The following is a 23,492-nucleotide window of genomic DNA, read 5'->3' on the forward strand; positions in this document are numbered from 1 at the left end:
CCCACCCGACGTACATGGAGACAAATTACATGCGCAAGCCAATTGCATTGACCAAACGCCTCGCCATTGCCACGGCGATCGGCCTCACCGTCACCAGTTTCGGTTTTTCTGCACACGCCGCCGAAACGGTGAAAGTGGCGCAAATCGTCGAACTCACCGGCAACGGCGCGACGGTCGGCACCAACTTCAAGAACGGCGCCGACCTCGCCATCAAGGAAATCAACGCGGCCGGCGGCATCCTGGGTCGCCAGATCGTTACGACCTCGGCCGACACTCAGACCAACCCGGGCATCTCCAAGGCCCTGGCCCAGAAGGCCATCGATGACGACGCCTTCGCCGTCCTCGGCCCCGTATACTCGGGCGCCATCATGGTCAGCATGCACACGACCGAAGCCGCCAAGGTGCCCAACTTCATCGGCGGCGAGGCCGCGGCCATCACACAGCAAGGCAACCCCTACGTCTTTCGCACCAGCTTGACTCAGGCCGACGCCATGCCCAAGGTCGCGCGCTACCTGGACGGCCGCAAGGACGTGAACAACCTCGCCGTCATTTTCGTGAACAACGACTTTGGCAAGGGCGGGCGCGACGCCATCATCGAGGCACTCAAGAGCACCCACGTCAAGGTCGCGGCGGACATTTCCACCGCCGTGGGCCAGGTGGACTTCAGCTCGGCCGTGCTCAAGGCCAAGCAAAGCAACGCCGATGCGATCTTTGCCTACCTCCACGAAGAGGAATCGGCACGCCTGCTGCGCGAACTGAAAAAGCAGGGCTGGGACAAGCCGATCATCGGCGAAACGACCCTGGTCAACCAAAAGGTGATCGAGCTGGCGGGTGAGGCCGCTAACGGGGTGGTCGCCCACGTCGGCCTGACTGCAGACGCACCCTCGCCCGAAATGCAGCGCTACGCAAAGGCCTTTCACGACGCCTACGGCTACACCTCTGACCACAATGCTCTCAAGGGCTACACTGGTGTCTACATGCTCAAGGCGGGCATTGACAAGGCTGGCAAGTTCGACCGCGAACTGGTTGCCAAGACCCTGCATGGCATCCATATTTCGGTCAAGGACTACCCGGGCATGCTGATGGACGTCACCGTGGACGACAAGGGCGATCTGGACCGCGAGAGCTTCCTAGTGGAAGTAGTAGACGGCCAACAGAAGGTCGTCGGGACCCTGCCGCCGCTGTCGAAAAAATAAAGGGCGCCGCCTGTCCGGTCCCGGCGCCCACGCCGGGACCGAAGGACATCGAGAGCACGCAGGCGTCGCCGTCCACCCGGATCGCCACAGGCAAGGATCGCCACAGGCACTTGATTCCCAAACACATTTCTGCGTAAAATACAAGGCTTCGCCCGATAGCATGTTTCATGCGCCGGGCTATTTTGGCAGTCCCGTTTCGGCGTTTCCGATCCGGGACCATTTTCACAGGAAACCCCCATGTACGCGGTCATAAAAACCGGCGGCAAGCAATATCGCGTTTGCGCCGGCCAGAAACTCAAGATCGAACAGATACCGGCTGACATTGGGCAAGAAATCTCGCTTGACCAGGTGTTGTCGGTCGGCGAAGGCGATGCGCTGAAAATCGGCACGCCCTTCGTCGACGGCGCCACGGTTCGCGCGACCGTTCTTGCACAAGGCCGTCACGACAAGATCCGGATCTTCAAGATGCGCCGGCGCAAGCACTACCAGAAGCACCAGGGCCATCGCCAGAACTACACCGAGATCCGCATCGACGCCGTCTCGGCCTGATCACGGACCCACGGCACACAGGAGAGCTACTCATGGCACACAAAAAGGGCGGCGGCTCGACCCGCAACGGCCGCGATTCCGAATCGAAGCGCCTCGGCGTCAAGGTCTACGGCGGCCAGCAGATTTCCGCCGGCGGCATCATCGTCCGCCAGCGCGGCACCCAGTTCCATCCGGGCGTCAACGTCGGCATCGGCAAGGACCACACGCTGTTCTCGCTGGTGGACGGCACTGTCCAGTTCGCCGTCAAGGGCGCGCTGAACAAGCGCACCGTATCGGTCACGGCTGTGGAATAAGGCCGAATCGCGGCGGTTCGAAGGACCGCCGCAACCGGCGAATCCGGCTCGCCCCGAACGACAGCGGGCGACCGGCGGCGAAAGCCCCGCCCTCGCGGCGGGGCTTTCTTCTTTTGGTTTAGAATAGGCGACACCCATCGCGGGACCGCGGGGTCGGGATTCCTCATCATGAAATTCGTAGACGAAGCCACCATCGAAGTCATTGCTGGCAAGGGCGGCAATGGCGTGGCGAGCTTTCGCCGCGAAAAATTCATTCCCAAGGGCGGGCCCGACGGCGGCGACGGCGGCCGGGGCGGCAGCATCCAGGCCGTGGCCGACCGCAACATCAATACCCTGATCGACTACCGCTACGCGCGGCTGCATCGCGCCCGCAATGGCGAAAACGGCCGGGGCTCGGATCAGTACGGCGCCGGCGCCCCCGACATCGTCCTGCGCATGCCGGTCGGCACCACGATATTCGATGCCGACACCGGCGAGCAGCTCTACGATCTGGACGAGCACGGCCAGCGCATCACGCTGGCCGCCGGGGGCGCGGGCGGACTGGGCAATCTCCATTTCAAGTCCAGCACCAACCGCGCGCCGCGCCAATTCACGCCGGGCCAGGAAGGCGAGCAGCGCCGGCTGCGCCTCGAACTCAAGGTCCTGGCGGACGTGGGCCTGCTGGGCATGCCCAACGCCGGCAAGTCCACGCTCATCAGCAAGGTCTCGAATGCGCGGCCGAAAATCGCCGACTACCCCTTCACCACCCTGCATCCCAATCTGGGCGTGGTGCGCAATTCAGCCGAGCACAGCTTCGTCATCGCCGACATCCCCGGCCTGATCGAAGGGGCCTCCGAGGGCGCGGGCCTGGGCCACCTGTTCCTGCGCCACCTCAGCCGCACGCGCGTGCTGCTGCACATCCTGGACGTGTATTCGCCCGATCCCGAGGTCGACGCCTGCGCCCAGGCGGCCGAGGACGCGCGCGCCATCCTGCGCGAGCTCGAGCGCTACAGCCCGGACCTGTATGCCAAGCCACGCTGGCTGGTCCTGAACAAGCTCGACATGGTCGAGGATCCTGCCGCCGTGCAGGCCCGGATCGTCGAGGACCTCGCCTGGACCGGGCCCGTGTACGGTATTTCCGCCCTCACCGGCGAGGGCACCCAGGCGCTGATGCGCGCCCTGCAGACCTGGCTCGACGATCAGCGTCCAGCGGCGCCGGCCGACACCGACCCGCGCTTCGACGATCACCCGGACCTCAATCCCCGCCAACCCGGCTAGGGCCTGTTCACACTAATCAAGGAGTCGCGAAGCCATGAAAAATCTGGCTGAACAAGGCGCTTGGCGCAGCGCGTATGTCCATACGCGCAAGACAGGCAACGCAGGGCAGGCGGATTTTTCATGGCTTCCCGCAGGGTTGGGTCTGAACGCGATCTCCTTGATTAGTGTGAACAGGCCCTAAGGCCGCCATGACCAGCACGTCCACCCCCTCGGTCGCGCGCGATGCGCGCAAGCTCGTCCTCAAGGTCGGATCCTCCCTCGTGACCAACGAGGGCCGCGGCATCGATCTGCAGGCGGTCGCCCAATGGGCCGAACAGATCGCGGGCCTGCACGCCCAGGGCCGCCAGGTGGCGCTGGTGTCCAGCGGCGCCATCGCCGAAGGCATGGCGCGCCTGGGCTGGCCCCGCCGCCCCAGCGCCATGTACGAACTGCAGGCCGCCGCCGCGGTGGGCCAGATGGGTCTGGTGCAGGCCTACGAGGCGGCTTTCGCCCGCCACGGCATCCGGACCGCGCAGATCCTGCTGACGCACGAAGACCTGGCCGACCGGCGCCGCTACCTGAATGCGCGCAGCACGCTGTACACCCTGTTGGCCCTGGGCGTGGTGCCGATCGTCAACGAGAACGACACCGTGGTCACCGACGAGATCCGCGTCGGCGACAACGACACCCTGGGGGCGCTGGTCACCAACTTGATCGAGGCCGACGTCCTGATCATCCTCACGGACCAGCCCGGCCTCTACAGCGCCGATCCGCGCAAGCATCCCGATGCGACCTTCATCCACCACGGTCAGGCGGGCGATCCGGCGCTCGAGGCCATGGCGGGCGGCTCGGGCAGCGCGATCGGCACGGGCGGCATGCTGACCAAGGTGTTGGCGGCGCGGCGCGCGGCCAACAGCGGCGGACATACGATCATCGCCTCGGGCCGCACGCCGGACGTCCTGCGCCGCCTGACCTCGGGCGAGGCCATCGGCACCGAACTGCGCGCCGTGCTGCCGGTGCGCTCGGCGCGCCAGCGCTGGCTGGCCAATCATTTGCGCCTGCGAGGCCGCGTGACCCTGGACGCCGGCGCGGTGCGGGCACTGACTCAGGGCCACAAGAGCCTGCTGGCGATCGGCGTCATCAAGGTCGAGGGGGATTTCGAGCGCGGCGACGTGGTGGCCTGCGTGGACGAGCACGGTGTGGAATGCGGCCGCGGCCTGATCAATTATTCCGCCGCCGATACGGCGCGCATCATGCGCCAGCCCAGTTCGCGCATCCTGGATATCCTCGGGCACGTGTCCGACCAGGAGCTCATGCACCGGGACAACATGGTGTTCGCGCGGCGGCAGCCTACTTCTGCGCCGGAATGAACTGCGTTTCCTTGACCTCCTCCATCACCACGCAGCTCTTGGTCTGAGTGACGCCGGGCAGGCGCAGCAGGATGTCGCCAAGCAGGTTGCGATACTGGCTGATTTCCTTGATGCGCGCCTTGACCATGTAGTCGAAGTCGCCCGACACCAGATGGCACTCGAGGACCTGCGGCACGCACAGCACCTCGCGCCGGAATTCCTCGAAGGTGCGCTCGGACTTGCTGGACATGGAAATCTCGACGAACACCAGCAGCCCGGCGTCCAGGGCTGACGGGTTGATCCGCGCGTGATAGCCTGTAATGACGCCGTCGCGCTCGAGGCGGCGCACGCGTTCGATGCACGGCGTCACGGTCAGGCCGACGGTGTCGGCCAGCTCGGTCATCGACATCCGGCCGTTTTGCTGCAGCAAATCCAGGATGCGCCGGTCGAGCTTATCCAATGTATAGACGGAGTCCCGTTGCATCCGCATGATGGCGCCTCCTTCGATGCCGCCGGATGGGCGTGCGATGTGCACCCGCCAGCAATTTGTCCTATGCGCGCCCGTGCCACGAGCGTCTATTGATGTTTTTTCATGGAAAAGTTATTTTTTCATGAAAAATCACCCACGAATATCCAATAACATCATAAAAAATTAACCTTTTGAGGAATCATACATGAAGGTTCTGGTTCTTGGTGCCGGCGTCGTGGGTGTCACGAGCGCCTATTACCTCGCCCGTCAAGGCCATGAGGTCACGGTCATCGACCGCGAATCGGCATCGGCGCTGGAAACCAGCTTTGCCAATGCCGGCCAGATTTCCTTCGGTTATTCCTCCCCCTGGGCCGCGCCCGGGATCCCCCTGAAGGCGATCAAGTGGATGTTCTCCCAACATCCTCCGCTGACCATCCGTCCGGACGGCAGCCTGTTCCAGTTGCAATGGATGTTCCAGATGTGGCGCAACTGCACGGCCGATCGCTACGCCACCAACAAGGAACGCATGCTGCGCCTGTCGGGCTACAGCCGGGACTGCCTGCATCAATTGCAGGACGAGACCGGCATCCAGTTCGAAGGACGCCGCAAGGGCACGCTGCAGCTCTTTCGCACGCACCGGCAGATGGAGGATGCCGCCCGCGACGTCAAGGCGCTCAGCGATGCGGGCATCGAGCATCAACTGCTGGAGACCTCCGAACTGGCCACGGTCGAACCCGCCCTCGAGCACGTGCGCCATAAACTCGTCGGCGGGCTGCGCACGCCAGGGGATGAGACCGGCGATTGCCAGCTGTTCACCACCCGCCTGACCGAGCTCGCGCGCGAACTCGGCGTCGAGTTCCGCTATGGCGAAACCATCCAGTCCCTGTATATCGCCGGCGGCCGGGTCAACGGCGTCCAGTGCGCCAGCGGCCTGCTCACCGCCGATGCCTACGTCATGGCGCTGGGCGCGTACTCGCCCACGCTGCTGCGCGGCATCGAGCCCCTGCCCGTCTACCCGATGAAGGGCTATTCGATCACGGTCGCGATATCCGACCCGGATCGGGCACCCGTGTCGACCCTGCTCGACGAGACCTACAAGATCGCGCTGACGCGTTTCGAGCAGCGCATCCGCGTGGGCGGCATGGCCGAGGTCGTCGGCTACGACACCTCGCTGGATCCCAGGCGGCAGCGCACGCTCGAAATGGTGCTCAACGACCTGTTCCCGGGCAGCTACACCCCCGGCGAGGTCTCGTTCTGGACCGGATTGCGGCCCAAGACCCCCGACAGCACGCCCATCGTCGGGCGCAGCGGCTCCTTGTCCAACCTATACCTGAACACCGGACACGGCACCCTGGGCTGGACCATGGCTTGCGGCAGCGGCAGCCTGATCGCCGACATGGTGTCCGGCCAGCCCACCGCCATCCGCAGCGACGATCTGTCGGTCAGCCGCTACCGCTAGCGGGCCGCCGCGTCGGACGGCATGCGTCCCTGCCCGGACGCCGCCGTCGGCCCGAACACATAGCCATGGCCGCGCACCGCGCGGATCGGAATGGACAGGCCCGCGCGCCGCCCCTTGACCCGCAGGCGATTGACCACGACCTCCAGCCGCCCCGCAGGCCGGTGGGCACCGGCCTCGCGGTCGTAGGCGCCGTCGAGGGCGGCGCGCAATGCGTCGCGGCCCGCCGCCAGGCCCGGCGCCTCGAACAAGGCCGACAGCAAGGCCCGTTCTCCGGCCGTCAGGCCGATCCGTCCGCCGCAAGGCCCCTGGAGGGTCCAGGCGTACCCGCGCAGGATCCAGCCATCATGGGTGCGCGGCTCGGCGCCGGGCACCTCACCGAGGTGGCGCCGCCACAAGGCGAGGAGGACTTCGCCCACCAGGGCCGCCGACTCGTCGGGGCGGCAGATCCAGTCCACACCCTGACGCAGCAGCGCGAGGCTTTCGTGCTCGTGCGCGGTGCGCGCCAAGGCCACCAGGCAGGCCCGAGGCAATTGCGCGCGCAGCCACCCGATGGCGGCGTGTGCCTGCGGACCGTCCGCCATCAGCAGGATCGGCGTGAAGGCGCCCTCGTCCCGACGGCGGCCACGCTCGGCCACGTCCCCGGCCGAGGCCAGCACCTGAATCTCGAAACCGGCCGCACGCAGGGCCGCGAACCGATCATCGGCCCCGGCGCGCCCCGTCCATGCCAGCACCTCGCGTTGGAACAGCATTCCCTCCCCCTTGGCCTGCCGGGCGGCGTCACACCCCCATGATCATCCCGACTGTAATACATTAAAACACCAATGTAATGATCATTCCGCGTCCAATCACGGATGTGGATACCTTTGCCCAGCGTCTCTTGTTCGCCCGTCGCATGCGGGGCCTCTCGCAGGCGGCCCTGGCGCGTGCCAGCGGTGTCTCGCAAAGCGCCATCGCCAGCTACGAGAACGGCAGCCGAAAATCCACGCAAAAAATCTTTCGCCTGGCGCAGGCCTTGCAGGTCGACCCTGTCTGGCTGAGCATGGGGACGGGCGCCATGGAGCCCGCGCCGGCTGCGCGCCCCTTGCGCGACGCGGCCGACGCCTGGCCGTTTTCCGCCATCAGGCCGCAGGCGTACTGGGCGCTGTCGGCCGCCGAACGCCAGGCCATCGAGGACACCGTCGGCACCATGATGCGTGCCTTCCGCGCACTCCGCCCTTAGAGCAGCGTATACTCGCAAGCACGCAGGGGTACTCGCCGGATCATCCGGCGTGTTGAGAAAAACCCTTCGTACCAGTACGGATAATGCCGATGCTGGGAGCGTGCGCGGCGCAATCTCCATCCATGGGCCGCGATCCATTTCTCCCCGACTCGGCTCCACCGTCCGATTTTCTTTCGAACCTGGAGCTCCTCTTGAATACGAACCCTCAATTCCTGGCCGAACAGGCCCACGTCGATCGCGCCGCCATCGAGCCCCTGCCACAATCGCGCAAGGTCTACCAAGCCGGTTCACGGCCCGACATCCGCGTGCCCTTTCGCGAAATCCACCAGGCCGACACGCCCACGCTGTTCGGCGGCGAGCAGAACCCGCCGCTGACGGTCTATGACACCAGCGGCCCCTACACTGATCCCGAAGCCCACATCGACATCCGCAAAGGCCTGGCCGCCTTGCGTCTGCCCTGGATCCTGGAACGCGGCGACACCGAGGAACTGCCCGTCCTCACCAGCGGGTACGGCCGCGCGCGGCTTGCCGACCCGGCGCTCGATACCCTGCGATTCGACCTGCGGCGCAGCCCCCGCCGAGCCCGCGCAGGCGCCAATGTCACCCAGATGCACTATGCCCGGCGCGGCATCGTGACCCCCGAGATGGAATTCGTCGCCATCCGCGAAAACCTGCGCCGCGAACACACCATCGAGTCGCTGCGCGCAAGCGGCCCGGACGGCGCCCGCCTGGCCGAGCGCCTGACGCGCCGGCACCCCGGCCAATCCTTCGGCGCGGCCATCCCCGAGCGCGTCACGCCGGAATTCGTGCGCGACGAGGTCGCCCGGGGCCGCGCTATCATCCCGGCCAACATCAATCACCCCGAGGCCGAGCCGATGGCCATCGGCCGCAACTTCCTCGTCAAGGTCAACGCCAACATCGGCAATTCGGCGATCCGCTCGGACATCGGCGAGGAGGTCGAAAAAATGACCTGGGCGATCCGCTGGGGCGGCGACACCGTGATGGACCTGTCCACCGGACGGCACATCCACGAGACCCGGGAATGGATCATCCGCAACTCGCCGGTGCCTGTCGGCACCGTGCCCATCTACCAGGCGCTGGAAAAAGTCGGCGGCGTCGCCGAGGACCTGAGCTGGGCCGTGTTCCGCGACACCCTCATCGAACAGGCCGAGCAAGGCGTGGACTACTTCACCATCCACGCGGGCGTGCGCCTGCCCTTCGTGCCCATGACCGCCGAGCGGATGACCGGAATCGTCTCGCGCGGCGGATCGATCATGGCCAAGTGGTGCCTGGCCCACCACAAGGAAAGCTTCCTCTACGAGCGCTTCGAGGATATCTGCGAAATCATGAAAGCCTACGACGTGAGCTTTTCGCTGGGCGACGGCCTGCGGCCGGGCTCGGGCTACGACGCCAACGACGAGGCCCAGTTTGCCGAACTGCGCACGCTGGGCGAGCTGACGCAGGTGGCGTGGCGGCACGACGTCCAGGTCATGATCGAGGGCCCCGGACATGTCCCCATGCACCTCATCAAGGAAAACATGGACTTGCAGCTCGAGCACTGTCACGAAGCCCCGTTCTATACCCTGGGCCCCCTGACCACGGACATCGCCCCGGGCTACGACCACATCACGTCGGGGATCGGCGCCGCCCTCATCGGCTGGTACGGGACCGCCATGCTGTGCTATGTCACCCCAAAGGAACACCTGGGCCTGCCCAACAAGCAGGACGTCAAGGACGGCATCATTACGTACAAGATCGCCGCCCACGCCGCGGACCTGGCCAAGGGCCACCCCGGCGCTGCGATCCGCGACAATGCGCTGTCCAAGGCGCGTTTCGAGTTCCGCTGGGAAGACCAGTTCAACCTCGGGCTGGATCCCGACACTGCGCGCGCCTTCCACGACGAAACCCTGCCCAAGGACTCGATGAAGGTCGCGCACTTCTGCTCGATGTGCGGCCCCAAGTTCTGCAGCATGAAGATCTCGCAGGACGTGCGCGACTACGCCCGGGAAAACGGCCTGGACGACGCCACGGCGCGAGCGCAGGGCATGGCGGCAAAATCCGCCGAATTCATCGCGCGCGGCTCGGCCCTCTACCAGAAGGCGTGAGCCGCATGCGTGGCGGTCAGGACTGCACCGCGTAGAGGAACAGTTCCACCCTGCGGTTCAGGGCGCGGCCCTCGGCCGTGTTGTTGTCCCCCACGGGATTGGCCGCGCCGCGGCCCTCGGCCGACAGCCGGGCGGCCGCGACGCCCTGTCCGGCCAGATATTGGGTGACCGCGCCCGCGCGGCGCTGCGACAGCGGCTGGTTCACCGCATCGGACCCCGTGCTGTCCGTATAGCCGATCGCCTTGGCGCGCAGCTCGGGATGCTGGGCCAGCGCGCGCGCCACGCTGTCGAGCACGGGCAGCAATTCGGGCTTCAGGTCCGCCTTGCCCGTATCGAAGGACACATTGCTGGGGATATTGACCTTGAGAGTGCCGTCCGGCATCTCGATCACGGCCACGCCGAGGCCCGTGGCGCCGGATTGTTCGACGTCCTTCTTGATCCCTTTCCAGTTGTATCCCACCACACCGCCCACGACCGTGCCGATACCCGCGCCTATCATGGCCGCCTTGCTGGAGTCGCCGATCAGGGCGCCCAGGCCCGCCCCCACGGCGGCGCCGGCGCCGGCGCCCATGGCGGTGTTCTGTCCTTGCGGACTCATGTTGGCACATGCGGTCAGCACGGCCAGGCTGCCGACGGCGGCCATCCGGCCGATCATGGGGATCCGGGTGTTCATGACGCTTCTCCTTGCAAGATTGAACGCCACTAGCCTAGCAAGAACGTGGGAACCCCGTGTAAGCCGATGTGTCGTTCAATGCAGGATCTGGCTGAGGAAAAGCTTGGTGCGCTCGTTCTGCGGATTGTCGAAGAACGCATCGGGCGCGTTCTGCTCGATGATCTCGCCATGATCCATGAAGATCACCCGATCGGCGACCTTGCGCGCGAAGCCCATCTCGTGCGTGACGCACAGCATGGTCATGCCGGTCTCCTCGGCCAGTTCGACCATGACGTCCAGCACCTCTTTCACCATCTCGGGGTCGAGGGCCGAGGTCGGCTCGTCAAACAGCATGATCTTGGGGTTCATGCACAGCGAGCGGGCGATCGCCACGCGTTGCTGCTGGCCGCCCGAGAGCTGGCCCGGGTATTTGTCGGCCTGCTCGGGGATACGCACGCGTTCGAGGTATTTCATGGCGGTGGCCTCCGCCTCGGCCTTCGGGCGCTTGAGCACCCACATCGGACCCAGCGTCAGGTTGTCCAGGACCGTCATGTGGGGAAACAGATTGAAATGCTGGAACACCATGCCGACGTCGCGGCGGATGGCTTCGATCTGCTTCAGGTCATTGGTGAGCTCGATGCCGTCGACCAGGATCTGGCCCTCCTGGTGTTCCTCGAGGCGATTGATGCAGCGGATCATGGTCGATTTGCCGGAGCCGGACGGCCCGCAAATCACGATGCGCTCGCTGGGCGAAACATCCAGGTTCAGGTCGCGCAGCACATGGAACTGCCCGTACCATTTATTGACGTTCTTGAGGCGGATGATGGGTTCCGACATGGCCCGCGGGCTCCTTGCCGGCGGGCCCGTCCCGCCGGCGCAATGATGTTAACGATGCTGTCCCTGGTCGAGCTGGCGCTCCAGCGCCAGGCTGTAGCGAGAGATCGAAAAGCAGAAGATGAAATAAATGACCGAGATGAACAGGTAGGATTCCGTGCTGAAGCCGCGCCACACCGCGTCCGAGACGGCGGCCTTGGCGGCCTGGGTCAGGTCGAAGATCCCGATGATCACCACCAGCGAGGTGTCCTTGAACAGCGAGATGAAAATCCCCACCAGCGGCGGAATGACGATCTTGAGGGCCTGCGGCAGGATGATCTTGCGCATCTGCTGCCAGTAGCTGAGGCCGAGGGACTCGGCCCCCTCGTACTGCCCCTTGGGGATGGCCTGCAATCCGCCGCGCACGGTCTCGGCCACGTAGGCGGCCGCGAACAGGATGATCGCGATCTGGGCGCGCAGCAGCTTGTCGATCGAAAAACCCTCGGGCAGGAACAGCGGCAGCATCACTGAGGACATGAACAGCAGGCTGACCAGCGGCACGCCGCGGATGAGTTCGATGTAGACCACGCAGACCGCCTTGACGCCGGGCATGTGGGAACGGCGCCCCAAAGCCAGCAACAGGCCGAAGGGAAACGCGAAGGCGATCCCGAACGTCGAGAGGATCAGCGTCAGCGGCAGGCCGCCCCAGCGGCTGTTCTCGACGTAGCTCAGGCCAAAGACGCCGCCCCACATGAGCACGCCCACCGCCACCAGCGCCCCGACCCACAGCAGGCCCAGGAACGGTTTCCAGAACCAGCGAATGCAGCTGCACACGATCACCGCCACCAGGATGACGGAAGCCAGCAAGGGGCGCCATTGCTCGTCGTAGGGATAGATGCCGAACAGGATGAGGCGGTGCTTTTCCCGGATGAAGGCCCAGCAATAGCCGCCCGCCTCGCGGCATTCGGCCGCCGTGGTCGCCGCGAAGTCGGGCTTGACGAATAGATAGTCGATCAGCGCCGGGATCGCCATCAGCAGCAGCCACAGCGCGAGAATGGTCAGGATCGCATTGAGCGGCGAGGAAAACAGGCGCGACCGCAGCCAGCCCAGCGGCCCGGTATCGGTACGCGGCGGCTGGCGCCCGGTGCCTGGAATTGCGCTGTCCATGGCTTATCGCTCCACCAGCGCGATGCGCTTGTTGTACCAGTTCATGAAGACCGAGATCGACAGGCTGACCACGAGGTACGCGGCCATGATGATCATGATGCCTTCGATCGCCTGCCCCGTCTGGTTCAGGATCGTATTGGTCACGGCCACGATGTCCGGATAGCCGATGGCCACGGCCAGCGAGCTGTTCTTGGTGAGGTTGAGGTACTGGCTGGTCATCGGCGGGATGATCACCCGCATCGCCTGCGGCAGGATGACCAGCCGCAACATGCGGGCGCGCGACAGCCCCAGCGAGGATGCGGCCTCCCATTGGCCCTGGTTGACGGCCTGGATGCCCGAGCGGACCACCTCGCCCACGAAGGCCGAGGTATAGATCACGAGGCCGGCCAGCAGCGCGGCGAACTCGGGGGAGAGATTCAGGCCCCCCTGGAAGTTGAAGCCCTTGAGCTCGGGACGGTCGATCTCCAGTGTGCCGCCGCTGAGCAGCCAGGCGAGCACGGGCACCACGATGAGGATGCCGAGCGCGGCGCGGACCAGGGGGAAGATCTTGCCGGTGGCCTCCTGGTGGCGGCGCGCCCAGTGCGCGAGGACCACAATCAGGATGATCGCCAGCGCCAGCCCGCCGAAGATCCAGTCCATCGCATCGCCCTTGAGCCAGGGGATCTTGAGGCCGCGGTTGGAGAGGAACACGTCGGGCAGCGGCGAGAGCGCCTGCCGCGGGCCCGGCATGAGCTCGGTGATGACGGCATACCAGAAGAGCAGTTGCAGCAGCAGGGGGATGTTCCGCATGACCTCGATGTAGAGGCCCGCCAGGCGGGAAATCAGCCAATTTTTCGAGAGGCGGCTGATCCCCAGCACGGTGCCGAACAGGGTCGCGGCGATCACCCCGATCACCGAGACCCGCAAGGTGTTGAGCAGGCCCACCACCACCGCGTGGCCGTAGGTGTCGGCCGGCGAATACTCGACCATGGATTCGCCGATCGCAAAGCCGGCTTCCTCGTGGAGGAAGGCAAAGCCGGTCGAGATGTTGCGCGCGGCGAGGTTATGCAGGGTGTTGGAGGCCAGGTACCAGACCCCGAGTCCGACCAGCCCGAGGATGAGCACCTGGTAGATCAGCGCGCGGGTGGCCGGGTCATTCCAGGACCAGCGGCGGCGCTGGGGCGAACGGACGCGGGAAGTTTTGTCTGTCATGGTTTCAGGCGGTATCACAGCGGCGGCAACCGGAACGCGCTGCGCCGAGGGCACGGCCCCCGGCACAGCGCATCATCCTGGCGCGATCAGCGTACCGGGAAGGCGTACAGCACGCCACCGTCGGTCCACTGGGCATTCAAGCCGCGCTCGAGCTTGAGCGGGGAACCCATGCCCAGGTTGCGCTCGAAGGACTCGCCGTAGTTGCCGACCAGCTTGACGATGTTGTAGCCCCATTTCTTGTCGAGGCCCAGGCCCTTGCCCATGTCGCCCGAGACGCCCAGGATGCGCTGGATGTTGGGGTTGGAGCTCTTGGTCATCTCGTCCACATTCTGCGAGGTGATGCCGTATTCCTCGGCCTCGATCATGGTGTTCAAGGCCCAGCGCACGACCATGAACCACTCGTCGTCACCCTGGCGGACCATGGGGCCCAGGGGTTCCTTGGAGAAGTTCTCGGGGAGGATGACGTAGTCGTCCGGCGATGCCGACGAGGCGCGCAGGCTGGCCAGTTGAGACTTGTCGCTGGTCACCACGTCGCAGCGGCCGGCCTCGAAGGTGCGGAAGCCCTCCTCGGAGGTATTGATGACGACCGGCTTGAAATCGAGATTGTTGGCCCGGAACCAGTCCGCGAGGTTCAATTCCGTGGTGGTGCCCTGCAGCACGCAAACCGCCGCGCCGCTGAGTTCCTTGGCGCTTTTCACGCCGAGACTCTTTTTCACGAGCACGCCCTGGCTGTCGTAGTAGTTCGCGCCGGCGCCCATGAGCCCCAGGGTCGTGTCGCGCGTCATGGTGATGGTGGTATTGCGGGTCAGGACGTCGATTTCGCCCGACTGCAGGGCGGTAAAGCGCTGCTGGGTGGTCAGGGGCGTGACCTTGAACTTGCTGGCGTCGCCGAACACCATGGCCGCCACGGCGCGACACATGTCGATGTCCAGGCCCTTCCATTCGCCCTTGCTGTCAGCCTGTGAAAACCCCGGCAACCCCGTGTTCACGCCGCACTGGACGAATCCGCGCTGCTTGACGGTGTTGTAGGTCTCGCCCGCGTGCGCGATACCCGCCGCAAATGTCAACGCGGCACAAACGGCCGCGATTTTGGTCAATTTCATATCAGTCCCTTCCTGTGAGCGAGTGGCATTGTTGAACACGGAATACAATCTTCTGGATTGCCCCGTCAGGGATCAAATCGTAGCCTGTTACAGCTGGTCAAAGACATGCGGGATATCCCTGGCAATCATATGGCTTTCCGTGGCTCACACCTCCTTTGCGCAGATGATCGAGTTCCAGCACGTCTTTAAATCCTTCGGGCGCGGACGCAACATCCTCGCCGACGTCAACTTCCGGATCGGGCCCGGCGAATTCATCTTCGTATCGGGTCCGTCCGGCGCGGGCAAGTCCACCCTGCTCAAGCTCGTCGGCGGCCTCGAGCCGCCCAGCCGGGGCGGGGTCACCGTCAACGGCCACCGCATCGACCGCCTGGCGGCGCGCGCCCGCCCGTACCTGCGGCGCACGGTCGGCCTGATCCTGCAGGACGCCCACCTGCTGTTCGACCGCAACGCGATCGACAATGTGCTGCTGCCGCTGGCCGTCATCGGCCTGGACCGCGCCACGGCCGGCGCGCGCGCGCGCGCGGCCATGGAAAAGGTCGGCCTGCGCGGCAAAGAGGACCTCAATCCGGTCGAGATGTCCGGCGGCGAACAGCAGCGGCTGGCGATCGCGCGGGCCATCGTCGGGCGGCCGGCCATCCTCATCGCCGACGAACCCACGGCCAACCTGGACGACACCAGCGCGCGGCACATCATGGACGTGTTCCGCGACTTCAACCAAGTGGGGGTCACCACCCTGATCGCCTCGCACGACACCCGGCTGATGGCCCGCTACGCCCAGCGCACCCTGCACCTGGACGCGGGCCGCTTCAACGACATTCCGGGGGTCCCCGAATGAGCCGCTGGCTGCGTCACCATCGCTACGCCCTGCAAGTCGCCTTGCGGCGGCTGGGCCAGCATCCGCTGTCCTCGCTGGCCAACATCGTGGTCATCGCCTTGATGCTGGCCGTGCCGATCCTGGGCGCATCGGTGCTGCAATCCGCACAACCCCTGGCGCGCCAGCTCTCGGTCGCGCCACAGCTGACGCTGTTTCTCGAGCCGGACGTCCCGGCGGCGGCGCAGCGCGCCCTGCTCGATCGCATCCGGGACGAATCGGCCGGCGCCGTGGCCAGCGCCACCCTGCTGCCGCGGGAAAAAGCCCTCGAGATCCTGCGCGCCGAGCCGGCCTGGGCCCAGGCGCTGGCGGCGCTGCCCGACAATCCCCTGCCCGATGCCATCGTCGTGACGCTGCACGACAGCGAGGCGCCGGCCCGCGAGGCCAGCGCGCTCGCGGACCAATGGTCGCAATGGCCAGGCATCGATCACGTGCAGCTCGACAGCGACTGGGTGCGCCGCCTGGAATCCTTGCTGTCGTTCGTGCGCTGGGGCCTGGGGCTGCTGGCCATGGCCGTGGTGGTGGTGGTCCTGGCCACCGTGTTCAACACGGTGCGCCTGCAGGCCCTGACGCAGCGCGAGGAAATCGCCGTGGCGCGCCTCGTCGGCGCCACCGAGAGCTTCGTGCGCCGGCCCTTCCTGTACCTGGGCGCCCTCACCGGCCTGGCCGCCAGCGTGCTGGCCCTGGCGCTGGCGCGCATGGCGCTCGTGCCCCTGAACGAGATCCTCGGGCGCTTTGCAGTCAGCTACGGCATCGAGTGGTCGATCGGCCTGCCCGCGGCCGCCGACCTTGCGTTGGCCGGGGCCGTGGTCGTCATTCTCGGCGCGGTCGCCGCCCGCCTGTCGGTGACGCGCCGCACGCGCTTCTGATGACGAGCGAGACCGACGGCGCGGCGCGGCGCATCGCCCGCTGGCAGCAGCGGGCGGGACGCCACCATCTGCCGTGGCAAGGCACACGCGATCCATACAGGATCTGGCTGTCCGAGATCATGCTGCAGCAGACCCAGGCGGCCACCGTGATCCCCTATTACGAACGTTTCCTGGCGGCCTTCCCCGACGTGCGCGCGCTCGCCGATGCGCCGGCCGATGCGGTGATGCATGCCTGGGCCGGATTGGGCTATTACGCACGCGCCCGCAATCTGCAGCGCTGTGCACAAACCGTGCGCGACCGCCACGGGTGCCGCTTCCCGGAAGACCCCGAGGCCCTGGCGGAACTGCCGGGCATCGGACCGTCGACCGCCGCGGCGATCGCCGCCTTCGCCTTCGGCGCACGCCGCCCCATCCTCGACGGCAATGTGCGGCGCGTGCTGGCGCGCTACTTCGCCGTCGAGGGCGATCCCGCGTCGAGCGCGGTCGTCCGCCGCCTGTGGGACCATGCCCATGCCTTGTTGGCGGACGCGCCGCCGGACCTGGACATGCGCGCCTATACGCAAGGGCAGATGGACCTGGGCGCCATGGTCTGTACGCGGCGCAAGCCGGACTGTGCGCGATGCCCGCTCGCCGCCGACTGCCAGGCCCGCCTCCAGGGCCGCCAGCACGAGCTGCCCTCGCCACGCGCGCGGCGTGCGCGGCCCGAGCGCGACGGCCTGATGCTGATCCTGGAATGCGCCGGCAGGATCCTGCTGCGCAAGCGGCCGCCGACCGGCATCTGGGGGGGATTGTGGAGCCTGCCGCAGTTCGAGACGTCCGCCGAACTACGCGCGGCCTGCGCCGCGCTCGCCCCCGGCGCGGGCGCACCGGTCGCCCTGGCCGCCTTCGATCATGAATTCACGCATTTCCGCCTGCGCATCGCCCCCTGGCGGCTGCACTGCCGCGGCGAACCCACGCCGCCCGCGCCGGGCGAGGCCTGGACGCCGGTGGCCGAGCTCGACCGCCTGGGGCTGCCGGCCCCCGTCGCGCGCCTGCTCGTCGGGCTGTATACAGCCACCCGACCCTAGTCGTCCGGCTGGGGTTGGCGCCTGCCGATGCTCATCAGCAGGCCGCAGGCGATCCCCAGCGTCATCAGCGCGGTGCCCCCATAGCTCATGAACGGCAGCGGCACGCCGACCACGGGCAGCACGCCCGTGACCATGCCCATGTTCACGAACACATACACGAACATCATCATCGACATGGCGCCCGCGAGCAGGCGGCCGAACTGCGACGGGGCGCGGATGGTGATGGTCAGCCCCCGCAGGACGATCAGGGCATAGAGCACCAGCAGCATGATGCTGCCGTACAGGCCGAATTCCTCGGCATAGACCGCAAAGATGAAGTCCGTCGTGCGCTCGGGAATGAAGTCCAGATGCGACTGGGTGCCCTGCATGTAGCCCTTGCCATAGACGCCCCCGGAACCCACGGCGATCATCGACTGGATGGTATGGAAGCCCTTGCCCAGCGGATCGGAACCGGGGTTGAGCAGGACGCAGACCCGGTATTTCTGATAGTCGTGCAGCAGGACCCAGTCCACGCCGGGCTGGCAGATCTGATCCTCGTAATAGACCAGGGTCCCCAGCAGGGCGACCACGATGAGGATGACCGGCACGAGCAGCTTGAACGACAATCCGCCGAAATAGATGACGCAAAAGCCCGAGGCCAGGACCAGCAGGGCGGTGCCCAGGTCAGGCTGGTCGATGATCAGCGCCGCCGGCACCAGCAGCAGCACGCCCGCCACCAGGAAATCCCGCACCCGCATCGCGCTGGCGGCATGGCGCTGGAAATACCAGGCCAGCATCAGCGGCACGGCGATCTTCATCATCTCGGACGGCTGGATCCGGATGAAACCCAGGTCCAGCCAACGCGTCGCCCCCTTGCTGGTCACGCCAAAAAGCATGACCGCCACCAGCAGGGCCAGCCCGAACACGTAGAAATACGGTGCGGTGCGCATGATGAACCGGGGGCGCAGCATGGCCACGGCCCACATCACCGCGAATGCGATCACGAAATTGCGGAACTGGTCGGCGAAACGCCAATCGGTGTTGCCCACGGCGGAATGCATGGTGGACATCCCCACGATCGCCATGATGACCAGCAGAATGAGTAGCGGCCAGTCCAGCGCCCCCAGCATGCGGCGCGCGGCCTGCAGAATGAACCTCATGGCGACTCCTGCGCATCGGACGCCTCGCCGCCGGCCGGATCCTCCGCGCTCCGCGGATCGGCCGACGGCAGGGGTGCGGGTTCGGGCGGCTCGCCCTCGGGCGCAGGCTCCTCGGCCGGGATTTCGGGATGGGCGGCGACCGCCGGGACCTGCCGCGACGCCGCGGCCGCCTGCTCGATGCGCGCTTGCTCGCGACGCGCGGCGACCCGAACCGGATCCAGCCAATAATCGAACACCCTGCGGGCGATCGGTGCGGCCACCGACGCGCCCCAGCCGCCGTTTTCCACGATGAGGGCGACGGCGATCTGGGGATTCTCGACGGGCGCGTACGCCATGAACAGCGCATGGTCGCGCAGCCGCTCATCGATCGCGCCCGCGCGATATTTCGCACCCCGCAAACTGTAGACCTGCGCGGTGCCGGTCTTGCCCGCGGCCTGATAGGTGGCATCGGCGAAGGCGCGCCGCGCCGTCCCCTTGCGAATCACGTCGACCATGGCATCGCGCACCACCCGCAGGTCGGCCTGCTTGAGCGGGATCGTGTACTGTGGCCCCGTCACCGGATACTCGAATTCTCCGGTGACGGGATCGATGATCCGCCGCACCAGGTGGGGCTTCATGTACACGCCGTCGTTGGCCAGCACCGACGTGGCCTGCGCGAGCTGCAGGAGCGTGAACGCGTTATAGCCCTGTCCGACCGCCACCGAGACGGTCTCGCCCTGGTACCAGTGCTGCTGCTCGGGGTTCTTGTAGGCCTTGCGCTTCCATTCGCGCGAGGGCAGCACGCCGCGGCGTTCGCCGTCGAGGTCGATCCCGGTGATCTGGCCAAAGCCGAACTGCTTGCTGAAATCGTGCAGTGCGTCGATGTCCATCATCGCGCCCAGGGAATAAAAGTAGGTGTCCGACGACACGACGAGCGCACGGTGCATGTCCGTGGGCCCGTACACGGCGCCCGCGGCATTGCGGAAACGTTGGCCGGCCAACTCGAAGTAGCCGGGGTCGGACACTATTTCCTGCGGCGTGCGCAGGCCCATCTCGAGCGCCGCCAGGGCCACGAAGGGCTTGTAGGTCGAGCCGATCGGATACGTGCCGTAGAGCGGCCGGTTGATCAGCGGATGGTCGGGGGACTCGTTCAGGTTGCGCCAGCTCTCGACATCGATCCCGTCGACGAACAGATTGGGGTCGAAGGACGGCGCCGACACGAAGGCCAGGATCTCGCCGGTCGCGGGCTGGATCGCCACCAGGGCGCCGCGCCGGCCCTCGAATTGCGCCTCGGCCATGGCCTGCAGGCCGCTGTCCAGCGCCAGCTCGAGATTGGCCCCCGGCTGCGGATCGCTGCGGCTGAGGACCCGCACGGGCCTGCCGACGGCGTTGACTTCGAGCTCCTCGACGCCGGTGCGCCCGTGCAGGGTGCGCTCCCAGGTCTTCTCGATGCCTTTCTTGCCGATCACCAGGGTGCCGCGATAGTTGCCGAGCTGGCCGCTGGCCTCGAGGCGCTGCTCGTCCTCCTCGGAAATGCGGCCGACAAAACCCATGACATGTGCCGCGGACTCATGCCGTGGATAGGACCGCACCCAGCGCGCCTCCAGCGTAATGCCCGGAAATCGATATGCGTGAACCGCGAACCACGAGGCCTCGACCTCGTTCAGATTGTTGCGCAGCAGCACCGGGGCATAGCGCCCGCTTTGCGCGTACAGCCGCAGGAACCGGCGCCGGTCGCCGGGACTGATGTAGACCAGCTCACCCAGTTCGTCGAGCATCTGCTCGACCTCGCCCGTGACATGGGCCCGCGTCACCGACAAGGTGTAGTCGCGATGGTTGCGGGCGAGGATCTCGCCGTTGCGATCGACGATCTGCCCCCGGCGCGGCGGAATGGGCACGATGGTGATGCGGTTCTGGTCGGCGCGCGCGGCCAGGCTCTCGTAGCGCACGACCTGCAGGTACCATAAGCGCCCCACCAGCAGCAGCAGGCAGATCACGGCAAAGATCGCGGCCACCCAGGCGCGCACCAGCACCGTCTGCCTCTGGCGATAGCTGGTTTTCCTGAATTCGAACATATCGCGGCCTGGTTCTCAGACCGCGTTGACGTCCGCATCGTCGAGGCGGCGCTGCGGCAGGAACAAGAGGATGTCGGCCAAGGGCCACAGCACGGCGGTGATCAGCGCCGACCATAGCCAGTCCCACCCCGCCCACGCACCGTTCAGCCAAGTCCCCAGCAAGCCGGCAACCGTGGCCGCCACGACGAATACCGGCAGCATATGCAGGGCCTGCACCAGCGCACTGAAATGCTCCAGCCGCCGGCGCAGCACGATGGCGCCGTATGCGACGAGCAGATAATTCAGGGCATGCAGGCCGAGGAACTCGGAATCGTGCACGTCCATCAGCAGCCCGAGGATGAAAGCCGTGAACAGGCCCACGCGGCGGGGTTCATGCAGACACCAGAAGGCCAGCACCAGCAGCAGGATGTCGGGCGTCGGCTGCCACACGCGCCACGGCAGCAGCGACACCACCCAGACGAACAGCAGGCTGCCCCACACGAAGAACGGATTGGAGGGGCGATGAAAGGGCGAGGCGTCGATCGGCTGCAGGGACGCCAGCGGCGAGACGCCGTTCGAGCGGCCGCTGCGGCTATTCATGCGGGGCCTCCGACGCGGGCTGGGCCGTATCGCCCACGTCCACCTTCAAGACCAGGAAATGCCGATAGCGTTCGGGGTGCGACAGGGGCTGGGCAACGGCCATCGCGAAACCCGTCCCCGGATCGCGGTCCACTTTCTCGACACGGCCGACCGGCAAGCCTGCGGGGAACAGGCCGCCGATACCGCTGGTCACCAGGGTGTCGCCCTCGCGCACGTCGGCGCTGGCCGTCAGGTAGCGGACCTCGAGCTTGCCGACCTCGTTGCTGCCGAATGCGATCAGGCGCAGGCCGTTGCGCAGCACCTGCACCGGGATCGAGACCTGGTCATCGATCAGCAGCGCCGCCTCGGACGAATACGGCGTCACGCGGATGACCTGGCCGACCACCCCGCCCTCGTCGATCACGGGCATGCCCGGCTGTATGCCGGCGCGCTCGCCCTTGTTGAATACCAGGCGGTGGCTGAAGATATTGGGCGGCGCGTAGAAGACCTCGACGGCGATCGAATGCTGGGAGATTTCCTCGGAAATATTCAGCAGGCGGCGCAGCTGTTCGTTCTCGGCGGCCAGCTGCGCGGCATGCGTCGAGAGCTGGGCCATTTCGATGTGCTGGCGGCGCAGGGCGTCTTGCTCGTCGCGCGCGAGCGCGGCGGCATTCGTCCATCGGTCGATGTAGTCCATCGCATCGCGCGGCGCGAGGGCCACGCGCTGGAAAGGATAGATGGCCACGGCCAGGGCCTCGCGCACCGGTGCGAGCAGTGTCGAGCGGGCATCGACGACCAATAGGGCCAGGCTGATGACGAGCAGCAGGAACAGACGGACGTCGACACTTGGGCCGCGCTTGAATAGTCTGAGTGTCCCGTGTTCTTGCATGGCCTCGGGCGGCGGGCTTGCCGTACCGCCGCCCAGGCGGCGCCCGGCGCACCCGGCCGCAACGTTCAGTCGTAGATGAAGACCCCGCCCAGGCGCTCGAGGTGCTCGAGGGCTTCCCCGCAACCGCGCACGACGCAGGTCAGCGGATCCTCGGCCACCACCACGGGCAAGCCGGTTTCCTCCTGGAGGAGGCGGTCGAGATCATGCAGCAGGGCGCCGCCGCCAGTCAGGGCGATGCCCTTGTCGGTGATGTCCGCACCCAGCTCGGGCGGGGTCTGTTCGAGGGCGGTCTTGACCGCCGACACGATCTGGTTGAGCGGATCGGTCAGGGACTCGAGGATCTCGTTCGAGGATACCGTGAAGCTGCGCGGCACCCCTTCGGAAAGATTGCGGCCCTTGACCTCGATCTCGCGGATCTCGGAGCCGGGGAAGGCCGAGCCGATTTCCTTCTTGATGAGTTCGGCGGTGGGCTCGCCGATCAGCATGCCGTAATTGCGGCGAATGTAGTTGATGATGGCCTCGTCGAACTTGTCGCCGCCGACCCGGACCGAGCCCTTGTAGACCATGCCGCCCAGCGAGATGATCGCCACCTCGGTGGTGCCGCCGCCGATATCGACCACCATCGAACCGCTGGCGTCCGACACGGCCAGCCCCGCGCCGATGGCCGCCGCCATGGGTTCCTCGATGAGATACACCTGGCTCGCGCCGGCGCCGAGCGCCGATTCGCGGATGGCGCGGCGCTCGACCTGGGTGGAGCCGCAAGGCACGCAGACGATGATCCGCGGGCTGGGCGCCAGCATGCTGCGCGGATGGACCATCCGGATGAACTGCTTGAGCATTTGCTCGGTCACGGTGAAGTCGGCGATCACGCCGTCCTTCATGGGACGGATGGCCTCGATGTTGCCCGGCACCCGGCCCAGCATCTGCTTGGCCTCCTGGCCGACCGCCTGGATGATTTTCTTGCCGTTGGGGCCGCCGTCGTGGCGGATGGCGACGACCGACGGCTCATCGAGGACGATGCCCTTGCTGCGGACATAGATCAGCGTATTGGCCGTCCCGAGGTCGATCGCCATATCGCTGGAGAAATAGCTGCGTAAGAATCCGAACATGGGCGCTCAAACGTAAAATATTGGGAATCTGGTCCGCGCGAGCGGCCCGGCGCGGCCACCGGATATCGCGCCGCACAGGCGTTCCGGACCGGGCATTCCGCATGGAATCAGGAATGATAACTTATAATCGAGGTC

23 protein-coding genes are annotated in these 23,492 nt (G+C 66.3%); 11 read left to right on the forward strand and 12 right to left on the reverse strand.

What is annotated here, in order from left to right; all coding sequences use genetic code 11:
• The first annotated feature begins 29 nt into the window (after window positions 1-29).
• The 5 genes from OOZ48_RS06785 (at window position 30) to proB (ending at window position 4,644) form a co-directional block, all read left to right on the forward strand.
• Entirely contained in the window at window positions 30-1,196 is a 1,167-nt protein-coding gene (locus OOZ48_RS06785) for an ABC transporter substrate-binding protein (RefSeq protein ID WP_269496732.1), read from the forward strand.
• A gap of 237 nt (window positions 1,197-1,433) precedes the next feature.
• Window positions 1,434-1,745 (forward strand): 50S ribosomal protein L21, encoded by a 312-nt coding sequence (gene rplU / locus OOZ48_RS06790; RefSeq protein ID WP_269496733.1) that lies wholly within the window; start codon window positions 1,434-1,436, stop codon window positions 1,743-1,745.
• A gap of 32 nt (window positions 1,746-1,777) precedes the next feature.
• Window positions 1,778-2,038, forward strand: a complete 261-nt coding sequence (gene rpmA, locus OOZ48_RS06795) for a 50S ribosomal protein L27 (RefSeq protein WP_269496734.1) — start codon at window positions 1,778-1,780, stop codon at window positions 2,036-2,038.
• A gap of 168 nt (window positions 2,039-2,206) precedes the next feature.
• Window positions 2,207-3,295: a GTPase ObgE gene (gene obgE / locus OOZ48_RS06800; RefSeq protein WP_269496735.1), complete on the forward strand. Its 1,089-nt coding sequence runs from the start codon at window positions 2,207-2,209 to the stop codon at window positions 3,293-3,295.
• A gap of 188 nt (window positions 3,296-3,483) precedes the next feature.
• Window positions 3,484-4,644: a glutamate 5-kinase gene (gene proB, locus OOZ48_RS06805; RefSeq protein WP_269496736.1), complete on the forward strand. Its 1,161-nt coding sequence runs from the start codon at window positions 3,484-3,486 to the stop codon at window positions 4,642-4,644.
• On the opposite strand, the gene OOZ48_RS06810 is transcribed toward proB, so the two are convergent.
• A complete protein-coding gene (locus OOZ48_RS06810; RefSeq protein WP_269496737.1) occupies window positions 4,625-5,113 on the reverse strand; it encodes an Lrp/AsnC ligand binding domain-containing protein in 489 nt (162 codons plus the stop codon). The two genes, proB and OOZ48_RS06810, sit on opposite strands and share 20 nt — an antisense overlap.
• 184 nt (window positions 5,114-5,297) lie before the next feature.
• Between OOZ48_RS06810 and OOZ48_RS06815 the strand changes: the two genes are divergently transcribed.
• Window positions 5,298-6,551: a D-amino acid dehydrogenase gene (locus OOZ48_RS06815; protein ID WP_269496738.1), complete on the forward strand. Its 1,254-nt coding sequence runs from the start codon at window positions 5,298-5,300 to the stop codon at window positions 6,549-6,551.
• On the opposite strand, the gene OOZ48_RS06820 is transcribed toward OOZ48_RS06815, so the two are convergent.
• Window positions 6,548-7,300, reverse strand: a complete 753-nt coding sequence (locus OOZ48_RS06820) for a helix-turn-helix domain-containing protein (protein WP_269496740.1) — start codon at window positions 7,298-7,300, stop codon at window positions 6,548-6,550. The two genes, OOZ48_RS06815 and OOZ48_RS06820, sit on opposite strands and share 4 nt — an antisense overlap.
• A 77-nt stretch (window positions 7,301-7,377) precedes the next feature.
• Between OOZ48_RS06820 and OOZ48_RS06825 the strand changes: the two genes are divergently transcribed.
• Window positions 7,378-7,770: a helix-turn-helix domain-containing protein gene (locus OOZ48_RS06825; RefSeq protein WP_269496741.1), complete on the forward strand. Its 393-nt coding sequence runs from the start codon at window positions 7,378-7,380 to the stop codon at window positions 7,768-7,770.
• Window positions 7,771-7,961: 191 nt separating this feature from the next.
• A complete protein-coding gene (gene thiC / locus OOZ48_RS06830) occupies window positions 7,962-9,875 on the forward strand; it encodes a phosphomethylpyrimidine synthase ThiC (RefSeq protein ID WP_269496743.1) in 1,914 nt (637 codons plus the stop codon).
• Between the two features lie 16 nt (window positions 9,876-9,891).
• Here thiC and OOZ48_RS06835 read toward each other — a convergent pair whose 3' ends face one another.
• The 5 genes from OOZ48_RS06835 to OOZ48_RS06855 all read right to left on the reverse strand — a co-directional run bounded on the left by OOZ48_RS06835 (window position 9,892) and on the right by OOZ48_RS06855 (window position 14,801).
• Window positions 9,892-10,548: an OmpA family protein gene (locus OOZ48_RS06835; protein ID WP_269496745.1), complete on the reverse strand. Its 657-nt coding sequence runs from the start codon at window positions 10,546-10,548 to the stop codon at window positions 9,892-9,894.
• Window positions 10,549-10,623: 75 nt separating this feature from the next.
• Window positions 10,624-11,364 (reverse strand): amino acid ABC transporter ATP-binding protein, encoded by a 741-nt coding sequence (locus OOZ48_RS06840; RefSeq protein WP_269496747.1) that lies wholly within the window; start codon window positions 11,362-11,364, stop codon window positions 10,624-10,626.
• A gap of 48 nt (window positions 11,365-11,412) precedes the next feature.
• Complete coding sequence (locus tag OOZ48_RS06845) at window positions 11,413-12,507, reverse strand: amino acid ABC transporter permease (protein WP_269496749.1); 1,095 nt, start codon at window positions 12,505-12,507, stop codon at window positions 11,413-11,415.
• Between the two features lie 3 nt (window positions 12,508-12,510).
• Window positions 12,511-13,698, reverse strand: coding sequence for an amino acid ABC transporter permease (locus OOZ48_RS06850; protein ID WP_269496751.1), 1,188 nt, complete (start codon window positions 13,696-13,698; stop codon window positions 12,511-12,513).
• An 86-nt stretch (window positions 13,699-13,784) separates the two neighbouring features.
• Window positions 13,785-14,801 carry an amino acid ABC transporter substrate-binding protein gene (locus OOZ48_RS06855; protein WP_269496753.1) on the reverse strand — a complete coding sequence of 339 codons (1,017 nt, stop codon included), beginning with the start codon at window positions 14,799-14,801 and terminating at the stop codon, window positions 13,785-13,787.
• 163 nt (window positions 14,802-14,964) lie between these two features.
• Between OOZ48_RS06855 and OOZ48_RS06860 the strand changes: the two genes are divergently transcribed.
• The 3 genes from OOZ48_RS06860 to mutY are packed head-to-tail and all read left to right on the forward strand — an operon-like array spanning window position 14,965 to window position 17,608.
• Window positions 14,965-15,636, forward strand: coding sequence for a cell division ATP-binding protein FtsE (locus OOZ48_RS06860; protein ID WP_269496825.1), 672 nt, complete (start codon window positions 14,965-14,967; stop codon window positions 15,634-15,636).
• Window positions 15,633-16,541: a cell division protein FtsX gene (locus OOZ48_RS06865; protein WP_269496755.1), complete on the forward strand. Its 909-nt coding sequence runs from the start codon at window positions 15,633-15,635 to the stop codon at window positions 16,539-16,541. Before OOZ48_RS06860 ends, OOZ48_RS06865 begins: the two co-directional genes overlap by 4 nt.
• Window positions 16,541-17,608, forward strand: coding sequence for an A/G-specific adenine glycosylase (gene mutY, locus OOZ48_RS06870; protein ID WP_269496757.1), 1,068 nt, complete (start codon window positions 16,541-16,543; stop codon window positions 17,606-17,608). The genes OOZ48_RS06865 and mutY overlap by 1 nt, the downstream gene beginning before the upstream one ends.
• On the opposite strand, the gene rodA is transcribed toward mutY, so the two are convergent.
• The 5 genes from rodA to OOZ48_RS06895 form a co-directional block, all read right to left on the reverse strand.
• A complete protein-coding gene (gene rodA / locus OOZ48_RS06875) occupies window positions 17,605-18,747 on the reverse strand; it encodes a rod shape-determining protein RodA (RefSeq protein ID WP_269496759.1) in 1,143 nt (380 codons plus the stop codon). The two genes, mutY and rodA, sit on opposite strands and share 4 nt — an antisense overlap.
• A complete protein-coding gene (mrdA, locus tag OOZ48_RS06880; protein ID WP_269496761.1) occupies window positions 18,744-20,801 on the reverse strand; it encodes a penicillin-binding protein 2 in 2,058 nt (685 codons plus the stop codon). Before mrdA ends, rodA begins: the two co-directional genes overlap by 4 nt.
• Window positions 20,802-20,816: 15 nt before the next feature.
• On the reverse strand, window positions 20,817-21,380 hold the full coding sequence (mreD, locus tag OOZ48_RS06885; protein ID WP_269496763.1) for a rod shape-determining protein MreD: 564 nt from the start codon (window positions 21,378-21,380) through the stop codon (window positions 20,817-20,819).
• Complete coding sequence (gene mreC, locus OOZ48_RS06890) at window positions 21,373-22,248, reverse strand: rod shape-determining protein MreC (protein WP_269496764.1); 876 nt, start codon at window positions 22,246-22,248, stop codon at window positions 21,373-21,375. The genes mreD and mreC overlap by 8 nt, the downstream gene beginning before the upstream one ends.
• Window positions 22,249-22,313: 65 nt before the next feature.
• Entirely contained in the window at window positions 22,314-23,357 is a 1,044-nt protein-coding gene (locus OOZ48_RS06895; RefSeq protein ID WP_269496766.1) for a rod shape-determining protein, read from the reverse strand.
• Between the last annotated feature and the right edge of the window lie 135 nt (window positions 23,358-23,492).

The sequence above is a fragment of the Castellaniella sp. S9 genome (assembly GCF_027257175.1).
Classification (GTDB): Bacteria; Pseudomonadota; Gammaproteobacteria; order Burkholderiales; family Burkholderiaceae_B; genus Castellaniella.

Coding starts and splice junctions, on each gene's coding strand:
- OOZ48_RS06785 (WP_269496732.1), top strand. CDS start 30: ATGCGCAAGCCAATTGCATTGACCAAACGCCTCGCCATTGCCACGGCG.
- rplU (WP_269496733.1), top strand. CDS start 1,434: ATGTACGCGGTCATAAAAACCGGCGGCAAGCAATATCGCGTTTGCGCC.
- rpmA (WP_269496734.1), top strand. CDS start 1,778: ATGGCACACAAAAAGGGCGGCGGCTCGACCCGCAACGGCCGCGATTCC.
- obgE (WP_269496735.1), top strand. CDS start 2,207: ATGAAATTCGTAGACGAAGCCACCATCGAAGTCATTGCTGGCAAGGGC.
- proB (WP_269496736.1), top strand. CDS start 3,484: ATGACCAGCACGTCCACCCCCTCGGTCGCGCGCGATGCGCGCAAGCTC.
- OOZ48_RS06810 (WP_269496737.1), bottom strand. CDS start 5,113: ATGCGGATGCAACGGGACTCCGTCTATACATTGGATAAGCTCGACCGG.
- OOZ48_RS06815 (WP_269496738.1), top strand. CDS start 5,298: ATGAAGGTTCTGGTTCTTGGTGCCGGCGTCGTGGGTGTCACGAGCGCC.
- OOZ48_RS06820 (WP_269496740.1), bottom strand. CDS start 7,300: ATGCTGTTCCAACGCGAGGTGCTGGCATGGACGGGGCGCGCCGGGGCC.
- OOZ48_RS06825 (WP_269496741.1), top strand. CDS start 7,378: ATGATCATTCCGCGTCCAATCACGGATGTGGATACCTTTGCCCAGCGT.
- OOZ48_RS06835 (WP_269496745.1), bottom strand. CDS start 10,548: ATGAACACCCGGATCCCCATGATCGGCCGGATGGCCGCCGTCGGCAGC.
- OOZ48_RS06840 (WP_269496747.1), bottom strand. CDS start 11,364: ATGTCGGAACCCATCATCCGCCTCAAGAACGTCAATAAATGGTACGGG.
- OOZ48_RS06845 (WP_269496749.1), bottom strand. CDS start 12,507: ATGGACAGCGCAATTCCAGGCACCGGGCGCCAGCCGCCGCGTACCGAT.
- OOZ48_RS06850 (WP_269496751.1), bottom strand. CDS start 13,698: ATGACAGACAAAACTTCCCGCGTCCGTTCGCCCCAGCGCCGCCGCTGG.
- OOZ48_RS06855 (WP_269496753.1), bottom strand. CDS start 14,801: ATGAAATTGACCAAAATCGCGGCCGTTTGTGCCGCGTTGACATTTGCG.
- OOZ48_RS06860 (WP_269496825.1), top strand. CDS start 14,965: ATGATCGAGTTCCAGCACGTCTTTAAATCCTTCGGGCGCGGACGCAAC.
- OOZ48_RS06865 (WP_269496755.1), top strand. CDS start 15,633: ATGAGCCGCTGGCTGCGTCACCATCGCTACGCCCTGCAAGTCGCCTTG.
- mutY (WP_269496757.1), top strand. CDS start 16,541: ATGACGAGCGAGACCGACGGCGCGGCGCGGCGCATCGCCCGCTGGCAG.
- rodA (WP_269496759.1), bottom strand. CDS start 18,747: ATGAGGTTCATTCTGCAGGCCGCGCGCCGCATGCTGGGGGCGCTGGAC.
- mrdA (WP_269496761.1), bottom strand. CDS start 20,801: ATGTTCGAATTCAGGAAAACCAGCTATCGCCAGAGGCAGACGGTGCTG.
- mreD (WP_269496763.1), bottom strand. CDS start 21,380: ATGAATAGCCGCAGCGGCCGCTCGAACGGCGTCTCGCCGCTGGCGTCC.
- mreC (WP_269496764.1), bottom strand. CDS start 22,248: ATGCAAGAACACGGGACACTCAGACTATTCAAGCGCGGCCCAAGTGTC.
- OOZ48_RS06895 (WP_269496766.1), bottom strand. CDS start 23,357: ATGTTCGGATTCTTACGCAGCTATTTCTCCAGCGATATGGCGATCGAC.